Annotated in this window: 23 protein-coding genes; 9 read left to right on the forward strand and 14 right to left on the reverse strand. The window is 59.0% G+C overall.

Going from position 1 to position 16923, the window contains the following annotated elements:
- The first annotated feature begins 124 nt into the window (after nt 1–124).
- Together B348_RS0119890 and B348_RS0119895 are read left to right on the forward strand one after the other, a co-directional pair.
- Nucleotides 125–439, forward strand: coding sequence for a hypothetical protein (locus B348_RS0119890; protein WP_017737825.1), 315 nt, complete (start codon nt 125–127; stop codon nt 437–439).
- Between the two features lie 289 nt (nt 440–728).
- A complete protein-coding gene (locus tag B348_RS0119895) occupies nt 729–941 on the forward strand; it encodes a cold-shock protein (RefSeq protein WP_003234260.1) in 213 nt (70 codons plus the stop codon).
- Nucleotides 942–1013: 72 nt separating this feature from the next.
- Here the strand turns inward: B348_RS0119895 and B348_RS0119900 are convergent, their stop codons facing one another.
- Both B348_RS0119900 and B348_RS0119905 read right to left on the reverse strand, forming a co-directional pair.
- Nucleotides 1014–1334, reverse strand: a complete 321-nt coding sequence (locus B348_RS0119900; protein WP_017737826.1) for an I78 family peptidase inhibitor — start codon at nt 1332–1334, stop codon at nt 1014–1016.
- Between the two features lie 143 nt (nt 1335–1477).
- On the reverse strand, nt 1478–1786 hold the full coding sequence (locus tag B348_RS0119905; protein ID WP_017737827.1) for a hypothetical protein: 309 nt from the start codon (nt 1784–1786) through the stop codon (nt 1478–1480).
- 170 nt (nt 1787–1956) lie between these two features.
- Between B348_RS0119905 and B348_RS0119910 the strand changes: the two genes are divergently transcribed.
- On the forward strand, nt 1957–2169 hold the full coding sequence (locus B348_RS0119910; protein ID WP_017737828.1) for a hypothetical protein: 213 nt from the start codon (nt 1957–1959) through the stop codon (nt 2167–2169).
- A gap of 33 nt (nt 2170–2202) precedes the next feature.
- Here the strand turns inward: B348_RS0119910 and B348_RS0119915 are convergent, their stop codons facing one another.
- Genes B348_RS0119915 through B348_RS0119945 form a run of 7 tightly spaced genes read right to left on the reverse strand, consistent with a single transcriptional unit; the run spans nt 2203 to nt 9167 of the window.
- Nucleotides 2203–3231 carry a nucleoside hydrolase gene (locus B348_RS0119915; protein ID WP_017737829.1) on the reverse strand — a complete coding sequence of 343 codons (1029 nt, stop codon included), beginning with the start codon at nt 3229–3231 and terminating at the stop codon, nt 2203–2205.
- A gap of 26 nt (nt 3232–3257) precedes the next feature.
- A complete protein-coding gene (gene rbsD, locus B348_RS0119920) occupies nt 3258–3662 on the reverse strand; it encodes a D-ribose pyranase (RefSeq protein WP_017737830.1) in 405 nt (134 codons plus the stop codon).
- Nucleotides 3659–4576: a ribokinase gene (rbsK, locus tag B348_RS0119925; protein WP_026136925.1), complete on the reverse strand. Its 918-nt coding sequence runs from the start codon at nt 4574–4576 to the stop codon at nt 3659–3661. Before rbsK ends, rbsD begins: the two co-directional genes overlap by 4 nt.
- A gap of 23 nt (nt 4577–4599) precedes the next feature.
- Nucleotides 4600–5622, reverse strand: a complete 1023-nt coding sequence (locus tag B348_RS0119930; RefSeq protein WP_017737832.1) for a LacI family DNA-binding transcriptional regulator — start codon at nt 5620–5622, stop codon at nt 4600–4602.
- Between the two features lie 3 nt (nt 5623–5625).
- The gene (locus B348_RS0119935) at nt 5626–6603 is read right to left on the reverse strand and encodes an ABC transporter permease (protein WP_017737833.1); all 978 of its coding nucleotides are present in this window, start codon (nt 6601–6603) and stop codon (nt 5626–5628) included.
- On the reverse strand, nt 6600–8153 hold the full coding sequence (locus B348_RS0119940) for a sugar ABC transporter ATP-binding protein (RefSeq protein WP_017737834.1): 1554 nt from the start codon (nt 8151–8153) through the stop codon (nt 6600–6602). Before B348_RS0119940 ends, B348_RS0119935 begins: the two co-directional genes overlap by 4 nt.
- A 57-nt stretch (nt 8154–8210) precedes the next feature.
- On the reverse strand, nt 8211–9167 hold the full coding sequence (locus B348_RS0119945) for a sugar ABC transporter substrate-binding protein (RefSeq protein WP_026136926.1): 957 nt from the start codon (nt 9165–9167) through the stop codon (nt 8211–8213).
- Between the two features lie 482 nt (nt 9168–9649).
- On the opposite strand from B348_RS0119945, the gene B348_RS0119950 reads away from it, so the two are divergent.
- The 3 genes from B348_RS0119950 (at nt 9650) to B348_RS0119960 (ending at nt 11877) form a co-directional block, all read left to right on the forward strand.
- A complete protein-coding gene (locus B348_RS0119950; protein WP_026136927.1) occupies nt 9650–10738 on the forward strand; it encodes an asparaginase in 1089 nt (362 codons plus the stop codon).
- A gap of 193 nt (nt 10739–10931) precedes the next feature.
- Complete coding sequence (locus B348_RS0119955; protein ID WP_017737837.1) at nt 10932–11183, forward strand: DUF1654 domain-containing protein; 252 nt, start codon at nt 10932–10934, stop codon at nt 11181–11183.
- Between the two features lie 4 nt (nt 11184–11187).
- Nucleotides 11188–11877, forward strand: a complete 690-nt coding sequence (locus tag B348_RS0119960) for an endonuclease (RefSeq protein WP_017737838.1) — start codon at nt 11188–11190, stop codon at nt 11875–11877.
- A gap of 30 nt (nt 11878–11907) precedes the next feature.
- Here B348_RS0119960 and B348_RS0119965 read toward each other — a convergent pair whose 3' ends face one another.
- The gene (locus B348_RS0119965) at nt 11908–12273 is read right to left on the reverse strand and encodes a hypothetical protein (protein ID WP_017737839.1); all 366 of its coding nucleotides are present in this window, start codon (nt 12271–12273) and stop codon (nt 11908–11910) included.
- 263 nt (nt 12274–12536) lie between these two features.
- Between B348_RS0119965 and csrA the strand changes: the two genes are divergently transcribed.
- Nucleotides 12537–12731: a carbon storage regulator CsrA gene (csrA, locus tag B348_RS0119970; RefSeq protein WP_003192511.1), complete on the forward strand. Its 195-nt coding sequence runs from the start codon at nt 12537–12539 to the stop codon at nt 12729–12731.
- 205 nt (nt 12732–12936) lie between these two features.
- On the forward strand, nt 12937–13200 hold the full coding sequence (locus B348_RS0119975) for a hypothetical protein (RefSeq protein WP_017737840.1): 264 nt from the start codon (nt 12937–12939) through the stop codon (nt 13198–13200).
- A gap of 11 nt (nt 13201–13211) precedes the next feature.
- Here B348_RS0119975 and B348_RS0119980 read toward each other — a convergent pair whose 3' ends face one another.
- Nucleotides 13212–13877 (reverse strand): HAD-IA family hydrolase, encoded by a 666-nt coding sequence (locus B348_RS0119980; protein WP_017737841.1) that lies wholly within the window; start codon nt 13875–13877, stop codon nt 13212–13214.
- Nucleotides 13878–14101: 224 nt separating this feature from the next.
- On the opposite strand from B348_RS0119980, the gene B348_RS0119985 reads away from it, so the two are divergent.
- Nucleotides 14102–14419 carry a hypothetical protein gene (locus B348_RS0119985; protein ID WP_017737842.1) on the forward strand — a complete coding sequence of 106 codons (318 nt, stop codon included), beginning with the start codon at nt 14102–14104 and terminating at the stop codon, nt 14417–14419.
- A 15-nt stretch (nt 14420–14434) separates the two neighbouring features.
- Here B348_RS0119985 and pcp read toward each other — a convergent pair whose 3' ends face one another.
- Genes pcp through B348_RS0120000 form a run of 3 tightly spaced genes read right to left on the reverse strand, consistent with a single transcriptional unit; the run spans nt 14435 to nt 16747 of the window.
- A complete protein-coding gene (pcp, locus tag B348_RS0119990) occupies nt 14435–15076 on the reverse strand; it encodes a pyroglutamyl-peptidase I (RefSeq protein WP_026136930.1) in 642 nt (213 codons plus the stop codon).
- 7 nt (nt 15077–15083) lie between these two features.
- Complete coding sequence (locus tag B348_RS0119995; RefSeq protein ID WP_017737844.1) at nt 15084–16034, reverse strand: DUF979 domain-containing protein; 951 nt, start codon at nt 16032–16034, stop codon at nt 15084–15086.
- Nucleotides 16031–16747 carry a DUF969 domain-containing protein gene (locus B348_RS0120000; protein ID WP_026136931.1) on the reverse strand — a complete coding sequence of 239 codons (717 nt, stop codon included), beginning with the start codon at nt 16745–16747 and terminating at the stop codon, nt 16031–16033. Before B348_RS0120000 ends, B348_RS0119995 begins: the two co-directional genes overlap by 4 nt.
- Nucleotides 16748–16923: the final 176 nt, after the last annotated feature.

Genomic DNA, 16923 nt, shown 5'->3' on the forward strand with positions numbered 1-16923 from the left:
GCCGACGCCATGCCAGGTAATGACAAATTCCAGGCTTTGTCGCTGCAAAACGGAACTTGAGCTGTACGCAATGCCTCAAACCCACTGAGAATCGCCGTTCGTCCCCGACCCAAAGGAGCATCCCATGATGCGTTTCACCTCGACCCTCGCTCTCGCTGCCTCCCTGACCCTCCTGTCCCTCGGTGCACAGGCAGCGGCCCCGTCGAACTGGCCGGCCGGCGCCCGCGACAGCTTCGTCAACGACTGCAGCGCCGCCGCCAGCCAGAACGTAGATGCCAAAACCGCCAAAGACCACTGCGAATGCGGCGCTGACAAGATCAACGCCGAATTGACCACTGCAGAAATCACCGAGCTGATGAAAAACCCGAACGCCAAGCCTGAGCTTAAAAACAAAGCGGTCGCGGCTATTTCGTCGTGCAAAGTCGTGAAGAAAAAGTAAGAACGACCATAGATCAGGCGAGCGTTTCGCTAGAAAAACAGTCCAAAAACTGCCATTTCGCACAAATTACGCAGCTTTTACGGCTTTTTTTACCAGCTGATATTTCGCACCAAAGCCCCGTAAATCGGGGCTTTCAGCGAAGACAGGCACTAAACGCAACGCTATTGATTAGCAAACAATGCCTTGGGGGGGCTCCCAAGCCGAACATTTCGACTATGATAGCCCGGTGTGCCCAGTTGGCCTGAGCAGCACAGCACTACTGAAAATATATGTTTCTTGGAGATACACCATGTCTAATCGCCAAACCGGCACCGTTAAATGGTTCAACGATGAAAAAGGCTTCGGCTTCATCACTCCTCAAGGTGGCGGTGACGACCTGTTCGTACACTTCAAAGCTATCGAAAGCGACGGTTTCAAAAGCCTGAAAGAAGGCCAAACCGTTTCCTTCGTGGCTGAGAAAGGCCAAAAGGGTATGCAAGCTGCACAGGTTCGCGGCGAGTAATTCTCCGCTGAGCTAAAAAAACCCCGTCCATGTGACGGGGTTTTTTATGGGCACTGCAAAAGCTCGATACGATCAGCCGCAGTTGACGCGCGTGATCACCAGGTTGTCATCGGTGTTCAGGTTCAGGCGGTCGGAGCGGTACTCCAGGGTGATCATGTCGTTGGACTTGAGAATCCGCGCGTTCTGCGCGCCGGCGCGGGTGCGGGCCTGCTCCAGCAACTGAGGCGAGGCTTTCTGGCCGATCGTGAACTCTGCGGCCTTCGATTCGCAGCGGGTATGACCAGCATCGGCCATGGCGGCGTCTTTGGCTGGCTCAGAGGCACCCGGGGTGCTGCAACCCGCCAACGCGAGTGCTGCCAACAAAGTACCGAATGATGCGAGCTTCCAAGGCATGAAGCCTCCTATGATAAAAATGGACAGAGATCGTGCGACAGCGGTGAGGCGGATTGGTTTCAAGACGTAAACCGCCGGAGGGCAAGTCTGCCTGACTCTCGACCGGCATTCGCCCGATCAATCGTCACCAGATATGAACGTACTCAGTAGACGTCGATGTAGTCAAACGGCGGCTTCGGCCAGTTCTGCTTCAGCGCATTGAAGATCTGCATGACCCAGACTTCGTCACTGGCGGCCACATTGCCGACATAGCCCGCCCCCTTGGCCCAGGTCTCAAGGCGAAACAACAAGCCGTCTATGTCCACGCCCCCCACTGCTTTCCCGCAAGAGATATAGGCTATACCGGCCTTGGTGACCCGCAATTGGGTGTGTTCGTCGTCGCTGGCGCTGGCAATCAGTTGGCGCACGGCGGCCAAGGTCAGGTTCTCGGGGTTGTTCAAATCGATCTGCACGCGGTGTTCCCCGGCAATTAGACAGGCGGACAGTGTCGCACAGCGCTCGCCTCATCCCGAAGCGCCTTATGCCTAAGTATCAGTGCCAAAGTCGATACAAAATGGTTAACTGCCGGCGTAAGAAACGCGCTCCGGCGCACTGCCCAGCATTTCAGCCCCGTGAGACCTTCATGACCACCGTAACGCTGCAAGCCGACATCAAAGCCAAGTGGCCCCAAGGGCAAAGTTCCTACAGCCCCGGTAGCACGGAGGAGTTGGCGATCATCGGTATCGACCTGCTGGTCAAGGAGCTGGGCACCCAGGCAGCGCAAGCGTTCATCGCCCAGGTATTTGCAAAATACCCGGCCGATCACATGGGCGCGCACAACCCCGAGCGCGAATAAGAACCGGCCGGCGAACGCCGACCGGCAAGGGTTTTACTTCAGACGCGCGAGGCGCTCAGTCAGCAGATCGAAGAAGCCCTGGGCGTCGCCGTTCTCAACCCAGAACACATTCTTTTCCTGCTTGAGGCCATCGTACCAATCGACGATGGTCTGGCCGAAGGTCGGGCCTTCGCGGCTGTCCACCACCATATTGGCCTGACGACCGCTGAACAGCGAAGGCTTGAGCAAGTAGGCGATGACGGTGGCGTCATGCACCGGGCCGCCTGGGATGCCGTAGTGCTCCATGTCGCCCTTGACGTATTCGTTGAGGATATTGCTCACAACCTTGCTGGCGTTGCTGTTCAGGTCGGCAATCTGTTTCAGGCGCGCGTCACTGGTCAGTACCTTGTGGGTCACGTCCAGCGGCAAGTAGGTCAACTTCACGCCGCTCTTGAGCACGATCTCTGCCGCCGCCGGGTCGGCAAACAGGTTGAACTCCGCCACCGGCGTGATATTGCCGCCGTTGAAGTGTGCACCGCCCATCACCACCACTTCCTTGATGCCCTGGGTGATTTCCGGGGCCTGGGTCAATGCCAGCGCCAGGTTGGTCTGCGGGCCCAGCATGGCGATCGTGATGCTGTGGGGTTTGGCGGTGCTCAAGGTCTTGATCAGATAGTCAACGGCATTGCCGGCAGCCAGGCCTTTTTTCGGCTCATGCACGGTAACGCCGGAGATACCCTCCTTGCCATGGATGTTCTCGGCATAGATCGGCGTGCGCAGCAGCGGCTTGGGCGCGCCGGCGTAAACCGGAATATCCTCGCGCCCTGCCCACTCGCGGGCCAGGCGCGCGTTGCGCGAAGTCTTGTCCAGACGTACGTTGCCCGCAACGGTGGTCAGCGCACGAATATTCAACTCGTCCGGGGAGGCCATGGCGAACAGCAACGCCACCACATCGTCGGCACCAGGATCGGTATCAATGATCAGGTCGATTTTTTCCGCCGCGTGGGCGCTTGCTGCAGTGAGTGCGGACAAGAGCAGGACACTCCGAAACAGATTTCTCAGGGTTGGAAGACCACGTTGCATAAAACACTCCTTGTTGTTGGGACACTCTAGAAGGTTACGCCGGACACCAGCGCGATATTGCAATAGGGCTGGCACTCACCCGTACGCACCACGGCACGCGCCTTTCGGCTGAGATGCTTGAACTCTTCGTGGCTGAGCAGACGCCGCTCACCAAGCGCCGCCTGCTCGGCAAGCGCGTTCAGCTCAGCCAGCGCCGGCGGTTGCTTGTGCAGGATTTCTTGCGCCAACACGTGGCTTTCCACCTGCATTTCACTGAGCACAATGCGCAAGGTGCTGATGAAATCAGGAATGCCCTGGGTCAGCGCCAGGTCGATCAGCTCGACACCCGGCGGCACGGGCAAACCGGCATCGCCGATGACCAGGATGTCGCCGTGGCCCAGGGAGGCGATCACGCGCGACAGGGCGATGTTGAGCAATGGCGTCTTTTTCATGAGGGCACAAAACCTTGCACGTCGTGCAGCGTAGGAATGGAGGGTTGTGCACCGGCGCGGGTCACCGACAGCGCGGCTGCGACCTGGCCGAAACGGATGGCCTCGGCTTCACTTTTGCCGTTGGCCAGGGCGGCGGCAAAACCACCGACGAAGGTGTCGCCCGCCGCCGTGGTATCCACCGCCTTGACCTTGGGCGCCAGAAGATGCTCAAACGCCTGGCCGTCGGCAAACAGCGCGCCCTCGGAACCCAAGGTGATGATGACTTTGCCGGCACCCGCCTTGATCAGATGCGTCGCGGCCAGCTTGGCGCTGTCGAGGGAGTCGACAGTCACACCGCTCAGCGCCGTGGCCTCACTTTCATTGGGGATCAGGTAATCGATCAAGGCATACCACTCGGCGGGCAATGGGCCACTGGCTGGCGCGGGATTGAGGATCACGGTCTTGCCCAGCTCACGACCCCGCTTGAGTGTGTAGCCCACGGTCTCCATCGGTACTTCGAGCTGGCAGATGATCACGTCGGCCGCCTGCAACACCGTGTCAGCCGCCTGCAACGAGGCGGGTGTCAATTCGCCGTTGCTGCCAGCAACGATCACAATCGCATTCTGGCTGCTGTCATCCACCACGATCAACGCCACGCCGCTGGAGCCGTCCACACGGCTGACGGCCTGGCAGTCAATGCCCTCCACCAGCAGCGCATCACGCAACTGGACGCCATAGGCATCGCTGCCGACGCAGCCAACCATCGCCACCTCGGCGCCCAGCCGCGCGGACGCCACCGCCTGGTTGGCGCCCTTGCCGCCAGGCACTGTGGAGAACGCCTGGCCAACCAGGGTTTCTCCAGCGCGGGGCAACCGGCTGGCGCGGGTGACCAGGTCCATGTTCAAGCTGCCTACTACCACTACGTTTGCGCACATACATCAATACTCATCAATTCGGTTCAGCGGTATTGGGCAAACACACCGGCGACGGGGGCCGTGGACTCGCGCAACACAATGCTCGGCGTCACGATGCGTTGATCGATCGGCAGTTGGGGTGTCGCAATTCGTCGCAATAAAAGCTCCGCCGCCGTCTCGCCCAGCTGCACGATCGACTGCCCGACCGTGGTCAGCGCCGGGTACACGTAGCGGCCCATCTGAATATCATCGAAACCAATCACCGACAGCTCGCCAGGCACACGGATATTGCGCTCGGCGGCTGCACGCAACACGCCGAAGCCAATCATGTCGTTGCTGGCGAAAATTGCGCTGGGCGGATTGTGCGCCAGTAATTGCACAGCGGCAGCATAACCGCCGGTACTGGTGAAATCGCTTTCCTCGGTGCGATCGGCGGCCACCTCCACGCCCGCCTCACGCAGCGCACGGTGATAGCCCGCCAGGCGCATCTGCGCGACGCGGGTGTGAGCCGGGCCGCCGATGCAGGCGATGTCACGGTGACCCAGTTCAAGCAAGTGCCGGGTCGCCAGGTAACCGCCCTCCTCGTGATCGATGCGCACCAGATCGACATCGATGCCGTCCAGCGCCCGGTCGACAATGACCATCGGCGTGCGCACGGCGCTCAAGCCAGCCGCAAGGCCACTGTCATCGCCACCTACCGAGGTGACGATCAAGCCGTCGATGCGCTTTTCCAGCAGTACCCGCAAATAGTTCCGCTGTTTTTCCGCATTATCGTCGGAGTTGCACAGGATCACGCAGTAGCCGTTACGCTCGCAATAATCCTCGATGCCCCTGGCCAGCTCCGCAAAATACGGGTTGAGGCTGTTGGGCACCAGCAGGCCAATCGTGGCCGTGGTCTTGGCCTTGAGCGAGCGCGCGACAGCACTGGGCACGTAGTCGAGCTGCTTGATCGCCGCTTCGACCTTGATCCTTACTGGCTCACTCACGGGGCGCGTCTTGTTCACCACATGTGACACCGTGGTATAGGAAATGCCTGCAAGCGCTGCCACATCCTTGATCGTTGCCATGGTTCAGCCCCGCCGACTGGCGCGCTGGCTGCGGTAGGTATCGAGGACCACCGCAATCACAATCACCGCACCGGTGATGATGCGCTTGGTCGGTTCCGTAGCACCGATCTGCGCCAAGCCAGCGGCCAATACCGAAATAATCAACACACCAAAAAACGTGCTGATCACCGAACCGCGCCCACCCATCAAGCTAGTCCCGCCGATAACCACCGCCGCGATCACTTGCAGCTCCAGGCCGGAACCCGCGTTCGGGTCAGCCGCTTCCAATCGCGAGATCTGGAACAGCGCCGCCACACCCGCCAGCAGCCCCATCAGGCTGAACACCAGGATCTTGTAGGGTTTTGGATTGATACCTGCCAGACGCACCGCTTCTTCGTTGGTACCGATACCGATCAGGTAGCGACCGAACACCGTGCGGGTCAACACCAATTGCGCCGCGATGATGACCAGCAACGCAATGATGAACGACGGCGAAATACCAAAGGCCACCGGGTTGGACAGCCAGGCAAAAGAATCACCGATGTAGGCCGTGCGCGAACCGGTCATCTGGTACGCCACGCCACGGGCCATTTCGAGCACGCCGAGGGACACGATGAACGACGGGATCCGCCAAGCCACGGTGATCGATCCGGTGATCGTGCCCGCGAGCGCGGCACAGGCCATGCCGAGTATGGCGGCTGGCACAACGCTCCAGCCCCACCCCAGGATCGCCACGCTGACCGCCGACGCGGCCAATGCCAGCACCGAACCCACCGACAAATCGATACCGCCGATGATCAGGATAAAGGTCATGCCGACCGCGAGCACCATCAGGTCCGGGATCTGGTTGGCCAGGGTGCTGAAGGTGTCGTAGGACAGAAAGTGATCGCTGAGTACGGAGAACAGCGCGATCATCGCCAACAAGGCGCCCGCCAGGCCCAGGTAGGTGCCAAGCCCGTAGAAGTTGCCGCCCGCTTTACCGGGGGTAGTTGTGGTTTTCATGGGGTATCCCTAAGCACTGCGTCATTGAGCAGCGCATCACGTTTCTGATAGCCAGCAAAGGCGGCGGCAAGCAATTCGTCCTGGGTCCAGCTATCGCGTTCGAAGGTCTCGATCAGGCGCCCGGCAGACAACACACCGATGCGGTCGCAGATCAGCATCAGCTCACGCAGGTCGCTGGACACTACAACCAGCGCCTTGCCCTGGCGGGTCAAGTCGCCCAGCAAGGCATAAATGTCGAACTTGGCCCCTACATCGATGCCGCGCGTTGGCTCATCGAACAGCATCACCGCGCAGTCGCGCTCCAGCCAGCGGCCAATCACCACTTTCTGCTGGTTGCCGCCAGACAATTCGGACACCAACTGCGCGGGGCTGGAACTGCGGATGCGCATGGCGTCGATCTGACGCTTGGCCAAAGCGGTTTCATCACGACCGTTGACTACGCCACCGCCGGAAATTTCTGGCATGTTGCCCAGGGCGATATTGGCGCTGATGGATTGCGTCAGCAGCAGGCCCTCACCCTTGCGGTCCTCAGTGATCAAGGCAATGCCGTGGCCAACCGCGTCAACCGGCGAGCGGATGCTCACCACCTGGGCCGGCGAGCCGAGTGCCACGGTGCCACTGTCGGCGAGATCAGCGCCGAAGATCAGGCGCAGCAGTTCGGTACGGCCGGCGCCAATCAGGCCGGAGATGCCGTAGATCTCGCCGGCCCGCACTTCAAAGGACACATCGCGCACCTTGTCCGAGCGCGTCAGGCCTTTTACCGTCAGCGCAGGCGCGCCAAGGGTCCGTGGGCCCAGGTCGATCTGCTCACCCAGCTCGCGGCCGACCATCAAGGTCACCAGTTGCTCGCTGTTGTAGTTGGCCATCGGCTCGACGCACACCAGCTTGCCGTCACGCAGTACCGCAATGCGCTGGGCAACCCGGGCCAGTTCTTCCAACCGGTGCGAAATGTAAATGATCGCCACGCCCCGAGCCTGCAGGCGGGTGATCTGTTCAAAGAGCATCTCGACTTCACGGGCGGTCAACATCGCCGTCGGTTCGTCGAGGATCAGTACATGGCAATCGCCGATCAGGTTGCGCGCGATCTCGACCATTTGCTGATGGCCAATGCCCAGGCTGCCAACCAGTGTGTCCGGGTCGATGGCGTCCAGGCCGACTTGGGCCATGGCTTCGATAGCCGCCTTGCGCAGTTGCTTACGGCTGATCCAGCCACAGTGGCTGGGCAGGTTATCCAGGAACAGGTTTTCGGCCACGGTGAGCGTTGGCAGCAGGTTGAGCTCCTGCATGACCATGCGCACACCCAGCTCTTCAGCCTGGGTGCGACTGCCCGGGCGATAGTCGTGCCCGTTGAATTGCATGTGCCCGGTGGTCGGCGTGACCAGGCCGCCGATGATCTTCGACAAGGTACTTTTACCTGCACCGTTCTCACCGGTCAGCGCCAACACTTCACCGCGATTGAGCGTCAGGGTGATGTCGGACAGAACCGGTTGGGCATAGGTCTTGCCGATACCGCTGACCGAGAGGACAGCGTTCGGGGCGGAAGATGACATAGGAAAATCTCCAGGCGCCCGCTCACGATGAGCGGGCGCTGTTGGGTGCTGCCAGGATTACTTCTTGAGGACGAGTTCGACCGGGGTTTCGATCACGCCATCTTTGGCATCGACTTTCTCACCCTTGACCAGCTTCAGCGCGTTCTGGATACCGAACACAGCTTGCTGGGCCGCAGCCTGGTCGGCGGTCGCCAGGACACGGCCGTCTTGCAGCATCGGCTTGATGGCTTCGATGTTGTCATAGCCAACGACCAACACTTTGCCGGCCTTGCCTGCGGCGCGGACAGCCGAGACTGCACCCAGGGCCATATTGTCGTTACCGGCCAGCAGGGCCTTGATGTCCGGTGTCTCGCTCAGCATCGCCGCAGCGATCTTGTTGCCCTGGTCGATTTCCCAGTTACCGGATTGGGTGGAAACGATCTTCATGCCGGCCGCGTCCATCGCATCCTTGAAGCCTGCGGTGCGCTGCTGGGCGTTGGTGGTAGTCGGTACACCTTCAATGATGCCGACCTTGTCGCCCGCTGCCAGTTGCTTGGCCAGGTAGTCACCCACCAATTTGGAGCCTTTGCGGTTGTCGGGGCCGACGAAGGGAATATCGAGGTTTTTGCTTTTCAACACATCCGGATCGAGGCGGTTGTCGATGTTCACGACCTTGATACCGGCGTCGGAGGCTTTCTTCAGCACAGTGACCAGCGCCTTGGAGTCGGCGGGGGCGATGACGATGGCGTTAACTTTGGCGAGGATCATCTGATTGACGATGTCGATCTGCGCGGCGGTATCGGTTTCGTTCTTGATACCGTTGGTGATCATGTCGAAATCGGCGGCGTGGGACTTCTGATAGTCCTTTGCACCGTCCTGCATGGTGACGAAAAATTCGTTGGCGAGGGACTTCATCACCAGGCCAACCTTCGGTTTGGCGGCGTCATCGGCAAATGCAGAGGAGAGAGGTAAAGCAGCGGATGCGGCAGCAAGCACAGCGACAGCAAGAAGACGTCCAGCGAATGGCAGCTTCATGGGTTCACTCCGATCTTATGATTATTGTAAGCAACGCCTGCAACGAAACATCTCGCAAACGTTTGCGTTATTCAAACTATGAGAACCTTGTCGGGATTTGTCAACGGTCTCCAGCACGCTTTCATGCGCGCCCTCTGACCTCTGTCTTCACGTGCGCCCTTAAACATCGCCAATGCCTGGTCGTTCTCTAAAACGACAGGCCGCGAGGCTGTGTCGCACACACCCGGAGGAGAGATTCGATAATTTTTTCGGACAACCGAACGCGCTACCGCCCAATTGTTCGGAAAGTCGGACAACGTATCGCTGACGAAACTCAAAAAGACGGGTTTATTCCTTATAAATCAACATCTTATTTTATGGTTAAAAAATTGCTCCGGCTGGTACAGATCCTGCTCATTCCCTGCACCTCGCGGCGTTCAGAACCGCCCGGGCGCTCTAGATGAACCTGCACCAGCACTCATCAAAAACCAGAGAGAAAAATAATGAAATCTGCATTGAAGAACATTGTTCCGGGCGCGCTGGCCCTCCTGCTGCTGTTCCCCGTTGCCGCCCAGGCAAAGGAAGTTGAAACCAAGACCAAACTCTCCAACGTGGTGATCCTCGCCACCGGCGGCACCATCGCCGGCGCTGGCGCCAGCTCGGCCAACAGTGCCACCTACCAGGCAGCCAAGGTCGGTATCGAACAACTGATTGCTGGTATTCCTGAGCTTAGCCAGATCGCCAACGTGCGCGGCGAACAAGTGATGCAAATTGCATCCGAGAGCATCAACAACGACAACCTGCTGCAACTGGGCCGCCGCGTCGCCGAACTGGCCGACAGCAAGGACGTGGACGGCATCGTGATCACCCACGGCACCGACACCCTGGAAGAGACCGCCTACTTCCTGAACCTGGTGGAAAAAACCGACAAGCCAATCATCGTGGTCGGCTCCATGCGCCCAGGCACTGCCATGTCGGCAGACGGCATGCTCAACCTGTACAACGCCGTGGCCGTGGCCGGCAGCAAAGATGCACGCGGCAAGGGCGTGCTGGTAACCATGAACGACGAAATCCAATCGGGTCGCGACGTGAGCAAGATGGTCAACATCAAGACCGAAGCATTCAAGAGCCCATGGGGTCCACTGGGTATGGTGGTTGAAGGCAAATCCTACTGGTTCCGCCTGCCAGCCAAGCGCCACACCATGGACTCGGAGTTCGATATCAAGAACATCAAGAGCCTGCCTGACGTTGAAATCGCCTACGGCTACGGCAACGTGAGCGACACGGCCTACAAGGCCCTGGCCCAGGCTGGCGCCAAAGCCATCATCCATGCCGGCACCGGTAATGGCTCGGTGTCTTCCAAGGTTGTCCCTGCCCTGCAGGAACTGCGCAAACAAGGCGTGCAGATCATTCGCTCGTCCCACGTGAATGCTGGCGGTTTTGTTCTGCGCAACGCCGAACAACCTGACGACAAGTACGACTGGGTGGTTGCCCATGACCTGAACCCGCAAAAAGCCCGCATCCTCGCGATGGTCGCCCTGACCAAGACCCAGGACAGCAAAGAGCTGCAACGGATGTTCTGGGAATACTGATTCCTGGTGACACCCCGGCAGGGGCGACCTACCCGCCCCTGCCTCCCCTCGCAAATGCCCACCATTAGAACCGCCCCTTCCTACCTCAAACCGCGCAAGTCGGTATCAGAAGAACTTCCTGAATTTTAAGCAGTTGCGAAATTGCTCGCAGTTAAATACTGTATGCACGTACAGCTTATCTAAGGAGTCCCCCGTGGCAAAGTCCTCTTCCGCAGCACAAACCCCACCTGGTGCTTACGAACGCCTGGCCATTCGTGTGCAAAAGATCATCAATTCGACCAATGCCCAGAAAGCCAAGGCAGCCTTGATCTTCCGCCTGCCGGATGAGCCCGAGGATGAGTGGCAGCGCCTGCTGGAGGAAATCGCAGAGAACGACAACGTCACCCTCGCCTACCGGGATGATGGCGGCGTGCAGATTTTCTGGGTTGTGCCGAAGGAAGATTGATTCAATGAGTGCCCGCTTTATTGCTGTGTGTTGCCTGTTTCTTTCCATCACCGCCCACGCGCAAGCGCCTCGCACGTTCAGCGAAGCCAAGAAAGTCGCCTGGACACTCTACGCGCCGCAATCCACCGAGTTTTACTGTGGCTGCAAATACACTGGCAACCGTGTGGACCTGAAAGCCTGTGGCTACATCCCCCGCAAAAACGCCAGCCGCGCTGCCCGTATCGAGTGGGAGCATATTGTCCCAGCCTGGCAGATCGGGCATCAGCGCCAATGCTGGCAAAACGGCGGGCGCAAAAACTGCACGCGCCATGACGATGTATTCAAGCGCGCCGAGGCCGACCTGCACAACCTGGTGCCAAGCATCGGCGAGGTCAACGGGGACCGTAACAACTTCAGTTTTGGTTGGCTGCCCGTGCAACGCGGGCAGTACGGATCATGCCTGACCCAGGTGGACTTCAAGGCCAAGAAGGTCATGCCGCGCCCATCAGTTCGCGGGATGATTGCGCGCACTTATTTCTACATGAGCAAGCAATACGGTTTGCGCCTGTCGAAACAGGATCGCCAACTGTACGAAGCCTGGAACAAGACCTACCCGGTGCAAACCTGGGAGCGTCAGCGTAACCAGACGGTGGCCTGCGTGATGGGGCGCGGAAATGAATTTGTCGGCCCGGTAAACCTCAAGGCCTGTAGTTGAACGTGGGCGGGACTCCCGCCCAACCAGCCCTTATTGCGCAGCCTGGTGCTCGACAACCTGTGATTCGGTATCGGTTTTCTTGGCGCGGGCCATCTTCTCGTTGAGCAAGGCCTGCTTGGCCTCAGCCTCGGCCTTGCTTGCGAAAGGCCCCAGAAACACTTCGTCCTTGCCGTCGACCTTCACGATATAAAAATTGAAACCATGTTCCAGCAACCACGCGGTCAGGTCGGTAATCGCCTGCAACTTGTGGTCCGGCGGGCCTACGCGTACATCCCACTCCTGGGCGGCAATCGTACCGGCTTGAGGCTGGCTTTCGGTCACGGCAGGCTTGGCCTTGGGGGCATCGACACGTTTGCCTTCACCGCAACCGGCCAATGCCAACACCGCAATTGCCATCGCTACTTTACGCACTGCCCTGCTCCTTTAAAGGATAAAGAGGCAACTTTATCATTCACTGTCTATTCTGGCCGTCATAAACGTTGGCTTAAACAATGCGAATCATGTATCGCAGACCTGTATGATGCCGCCATGGGAATTAATGTCGCCTCTATGCGTCCTAAAAGAGGCAGTCACAGGGAAGCGCTTAGCAGTAAGCTACACACATCCGACACCTGCCCTGTCTGAAACATGTGTCCTTAAAAGTAATCAAGGAGAAGTCCATGCTTATACTCACCCGCAAAGTCGGTGAAAGCATAAACATCGGTGATGACATCACGATCACCATCCTGGGCGTTAGCGGCCAGCAAGTACGAATCGGCATCAACGCACCAAAGGACGTTGCCGTGCATCGCGAGGAGATTTACCAACGCATCCAGGCTGGGCTGACCGCGCCAGACAAAAACCAGACGCCTTGAAGCGCACTCAGTAGCCAGCCTTTTCGTTCACTGTAACGGCTGGCGAAAACCCCGAGTCCTGCTTGGGTTTTCCGTAAGTTCACATGCCGCGCCTGGTCATCCCTGCAAAGATGAAACTGTGCAGGCGCCTGGAACTTGTCGGCCAATACACAGCCGAATCTCCTGACCCTTTCCCCGCCATCAGAGTGCAGTCAGGAGCACGTCGATGAGGCGCACTGCAACGCAACCCTTTGCCACCCGTGCCTGGATAATCGCCCTGTTGATTGGGCTTGCCTTCGCAGGTCTGGAATATGGCCTGAGTCTGGAAGCCGAACAAGCCGCCAGCCCTGAAACCCGCTCATGGCTGGAACTTGGCTTATTCCTGTGTGCCTATCTGTTCGCGTTCTGCCTCAAGCCCATCCAGGCCACCGTCCAGCGCAGGCTATACCGCAGCGCGACCCAACAGCTGCAACGCAAAACGGCACGCTGATGACCTTCGTATCATTCGTCCCTGCCCTGCACGCACAGCAAGCCGTCGGCGCTGCGCCGGACTTGTAGTTTTTCATATCCGCTTATCGACGGATGCTTTGTCACCATGGGCTTGAGGTGTGTCGAGGTCACGACCATCACATCTGCACCCGCAGCCTCGCCCGCCCGAATGCCCACTGTTGCATCCTCGAACACCAGGCACTCCTGAACCGGCACACCCAGTCGCCGCGCACCCAAAACGTAGCAGGCGGGATCAGGCTTGCCGGTGACGACATCTTCGGCGGTCACCAACACAGCTGGTGGAGTAATTCCCGCAGCCTGCAGACGACGCAACGCCAACGTCCGAGGGGCAGACGTGACCAGCGCCCATTGATCGCCCGGCAAGTCGTTCAGGAAAGCAACGGCGCCAGGTATCGCGACAACACCTTCGACGTCGTTGATCTCGGCTTCGGTAATCCACTGCGCCTCGACCTCTGGATCGACGCCGGGCAATGCCTGGCGCGTGATCGTGTCAATCGCACGGGCGCCGTGAATGGTGGTCAGGAACGCCGCTACGTCCAGACCATGACGTTGCGCCCAAATGCTCCACACCCGCTCGGCAGCGGCGATGGAGTTGAGCAGGGTCCCGTCCATATCGAACAGAAAGGCGCGGTAATGTTGAGCTGCTGGGATGGACACTGCGTGGCTTCCTCATGGGCGGTAACAAATGATCGGCCCGAAGCAATCTACGGATGCCATCGATGCTTGTAAACGCTGGCTGCTCACCGAGCCGGGGGACTGAAAACCACAACCCAGAGCCACGGTGTTATTTTGCAAAAATTTGCCTGCCCCTGCTGGCTCGCACTCCTACTATTCTTGGTTCCGAAGCACTCACTCACATTGTTTGAAACGGATGTCACGCAGTGGAAAAAAGACAACATCAGCTCGGTGACGCGAACACCCTGAATGCTCTGGCTCAAGGCAGAATCGCTGGAGGTAACGACGGAGGTTCCGGCCTGGAAAAACGCTTGGGCTTACTGGAAAAGGGGTTAACAGAAATGAAAGAGAAGCTATTAACTGTTTCGAACAAGGCTGACTCCATTGAAAAACACTTCGCCACCCGGGCAGACCTGGCGACGACGGAGATGAACATCATCAAATGCTTCGTCGCTACCACGCTCGCAATGGCTGGACTTGCATGCGCTATCGCCTTCGGATTGATCCGATTGCATTCCAGCTAAGGCCAAGCGGACAGGTCAACTGACCTGTCCGCCGGCCTCCACCACATCCATGGGTGTACGCCACGCCGCCCGTACCGCAACCTGCAAGCCTTCAACCAGCATCGCCAAAGCCATCGAAGGCTGACCCGATCCAACCACCTGCTCCGGCATGGCGGGCACATGAATAAACCCACTGCGCACAGCTGTCCCGGCCAGCAGGTGCTGCAACCGATAAAACACCTGGTTGCATACAAACGTACCTGCGGTCTGCGAAACCGAGGCCGCGAGCCCTGCCTCGCGCACGGCCTTGACCATCGCCTTGATCGGCAGCGTGGTGAAGTAGGCTGCGGGACCACCCACAACCACCGCTGTGTCGATAGGTTGCGCGCCCAAGTTATCGGGGATGCGCGCATCGTTGACGTTGATCGCCACCCGCTCGATGGAAATATCGCTGCGCCCCGGACCGAGGCCAGTGGCAATGACCATCACCGGGGACAGCTCCGCGATCAATTGGGCCAGGTAGTCGCCCGCCGTGGCAAACGCGCAAGGCAACCGTCGCGCAACAATCCGCACATCGTCGTCCAGTTGCATGCCGTCCAGCTGGCGCACCGCCTCCCAGGATGGATTCACCAGGTCTCGATCAAAAGGTTCAAATCCTGTCAGTAGTATCGTTTCCATCTTGATCTCACATCAGCAGGTAAAGCAGGACGATATTGACCACCAACATCATCAACGCCGTAGGCAGTTGTGCCTTGATCACCGCGTTCTTGTCCGGCAGCTCCAGCAGCGCTGCCGGTACGATATTGAAGTTTGCCGCCATCGGCGTCATCAACGTACCGCAGTAGCCGGAGAACATGCCAATGGCCGCCATCACCGCCGGGTTGCCACCGTAGATCCCCACCAGTACCGGCACGCCGACACCACCGGTCATCACCGGGAAGGCCGCAAAACCGTTGCCCATGATCACTGTGAACAACGCCATGCCCAACACATAGACCATCACCGCCACCAACTTGTAATCCAGGTTGATATAGGTAGTGGTGACGTGGGCGACGGCCGTACCGACACCCGCCTCATTGAACAACAACCCAAGCATCGCCAGCATTTGCGGGAGCACCATGGCCCAGCCCAAGGCTTCTGTGAGGCGCCGGGATTCGCGCAGGGCTTGCACCGGCGTATCGCGAGTCAGCCAGCAGGCCAGGCCGAGGGCGATCAGGCAGCCGATGCCAAGGGACACAAAGGTGGTGTTTTTCGGGTCCAGCAGCGGTACGCCGCCGATCTCGGTGTGCTTGAGCAATACCGAGCCAATCACCGTGGTCAGCGGAATGGCCAGTGCAGGAATAAACAGCTTGTGCCCCAAGCGACCGGCGCTGGCGCGAGAGGCCTTGTCATGGAGTTCAGCGTGTTGGCCACGGCCAACACCGCCCATCCCGGCGATCAATGCCATCACCACGACCCCGGCACCGATAACTACCGACGGCAAGCGCTCACCAACCAGAAAGGGGATGGCAAACAGCAGCCAGAACAACGCGCTGGACCAGCGCTTGGGGTGGCTGCGATCCAGCACGATCATGCCTGCGGTGATCAGCAGCAGCACACCGGCCAACCAGTACAGATATTGAATAGAGATAATCATTGCACGGCCTCCACAGACGTAGCGGCCGGCGTCAGCTCGCGGGTGAGCCTGCGGTCAAACCGATGCAAACGGATCGCGTGGACGATAAAGGCGCAGATCGCCGTGGGAATGCCCCACACCGCAATGTGCAGTGGCTCCACATCAATGCCCGAGCCGAGCAGGAAAGTGTGCATCAGTGCAATCGCGCCAAAGGCGACAAAGATGTCCTCACCAAAAAACAACCCCACGTTGTCAGTCGCCGCACACATCGCCAGCACCTTGTGTCGTACCTTGTCCGGCAACTTGCCGTAGCGCTTTTCCGCCGCCCCTTCGGCCATCGGCGCCAACAGCGGACGCACCATCTGCGGATGCCCGCCCAGGCTGGTCAAGCCCATGGCCGCCGTGGATTCACGCACAAACAGATAGATGATCAACAAGCGCCCAACCGTCGCTCGCTCAAACCGTGCAATCCAGTTCTGCGCATGCAGGCGCAAACCATGGCGCTCCAGCAAGCCGATGACAGCCAGGGGCAACAAAAGGATCAATTGCAGGGCGCGGGTCTGAAGGAAACCATCCCCCATGGTGGCGAGGATTTTTTCCAAGGGGAAATGGGCAGCAAGCCCGGTGGCGATGGCGGCGGCGGTGACCACCAACAGTGGATTGAAGCGCAAGACAAAGCCAACCACGATGACAAGTACGCCGATCAACGGCCATAGGTTCACAACAGTTTGCATGACGGTGAAGTCCTTAAATGCGCGCTGCGGCGCCATTACAGCAGGATGTGAACAAAGGGTTCACAGCAAGAAGTGGCGTGCAGTCGGCTCGGTTTTTTATTGTTGACCCGGAAGGTCGAGCGTCAGTGGCGGCAACTTTGCTGCCTGGGGCGGGAGGTGTCCAACAAGAAAAATTG

Source organism: Pseudomonas sp. CBZ-4, assembly GCF_000346755.1.
Classification (GTDB): Bacteria; Pseudomonadota; Gammaproteobacteria; order Pseudomonadales; family Pseudomonadaceae; genus Aquipseudomonas.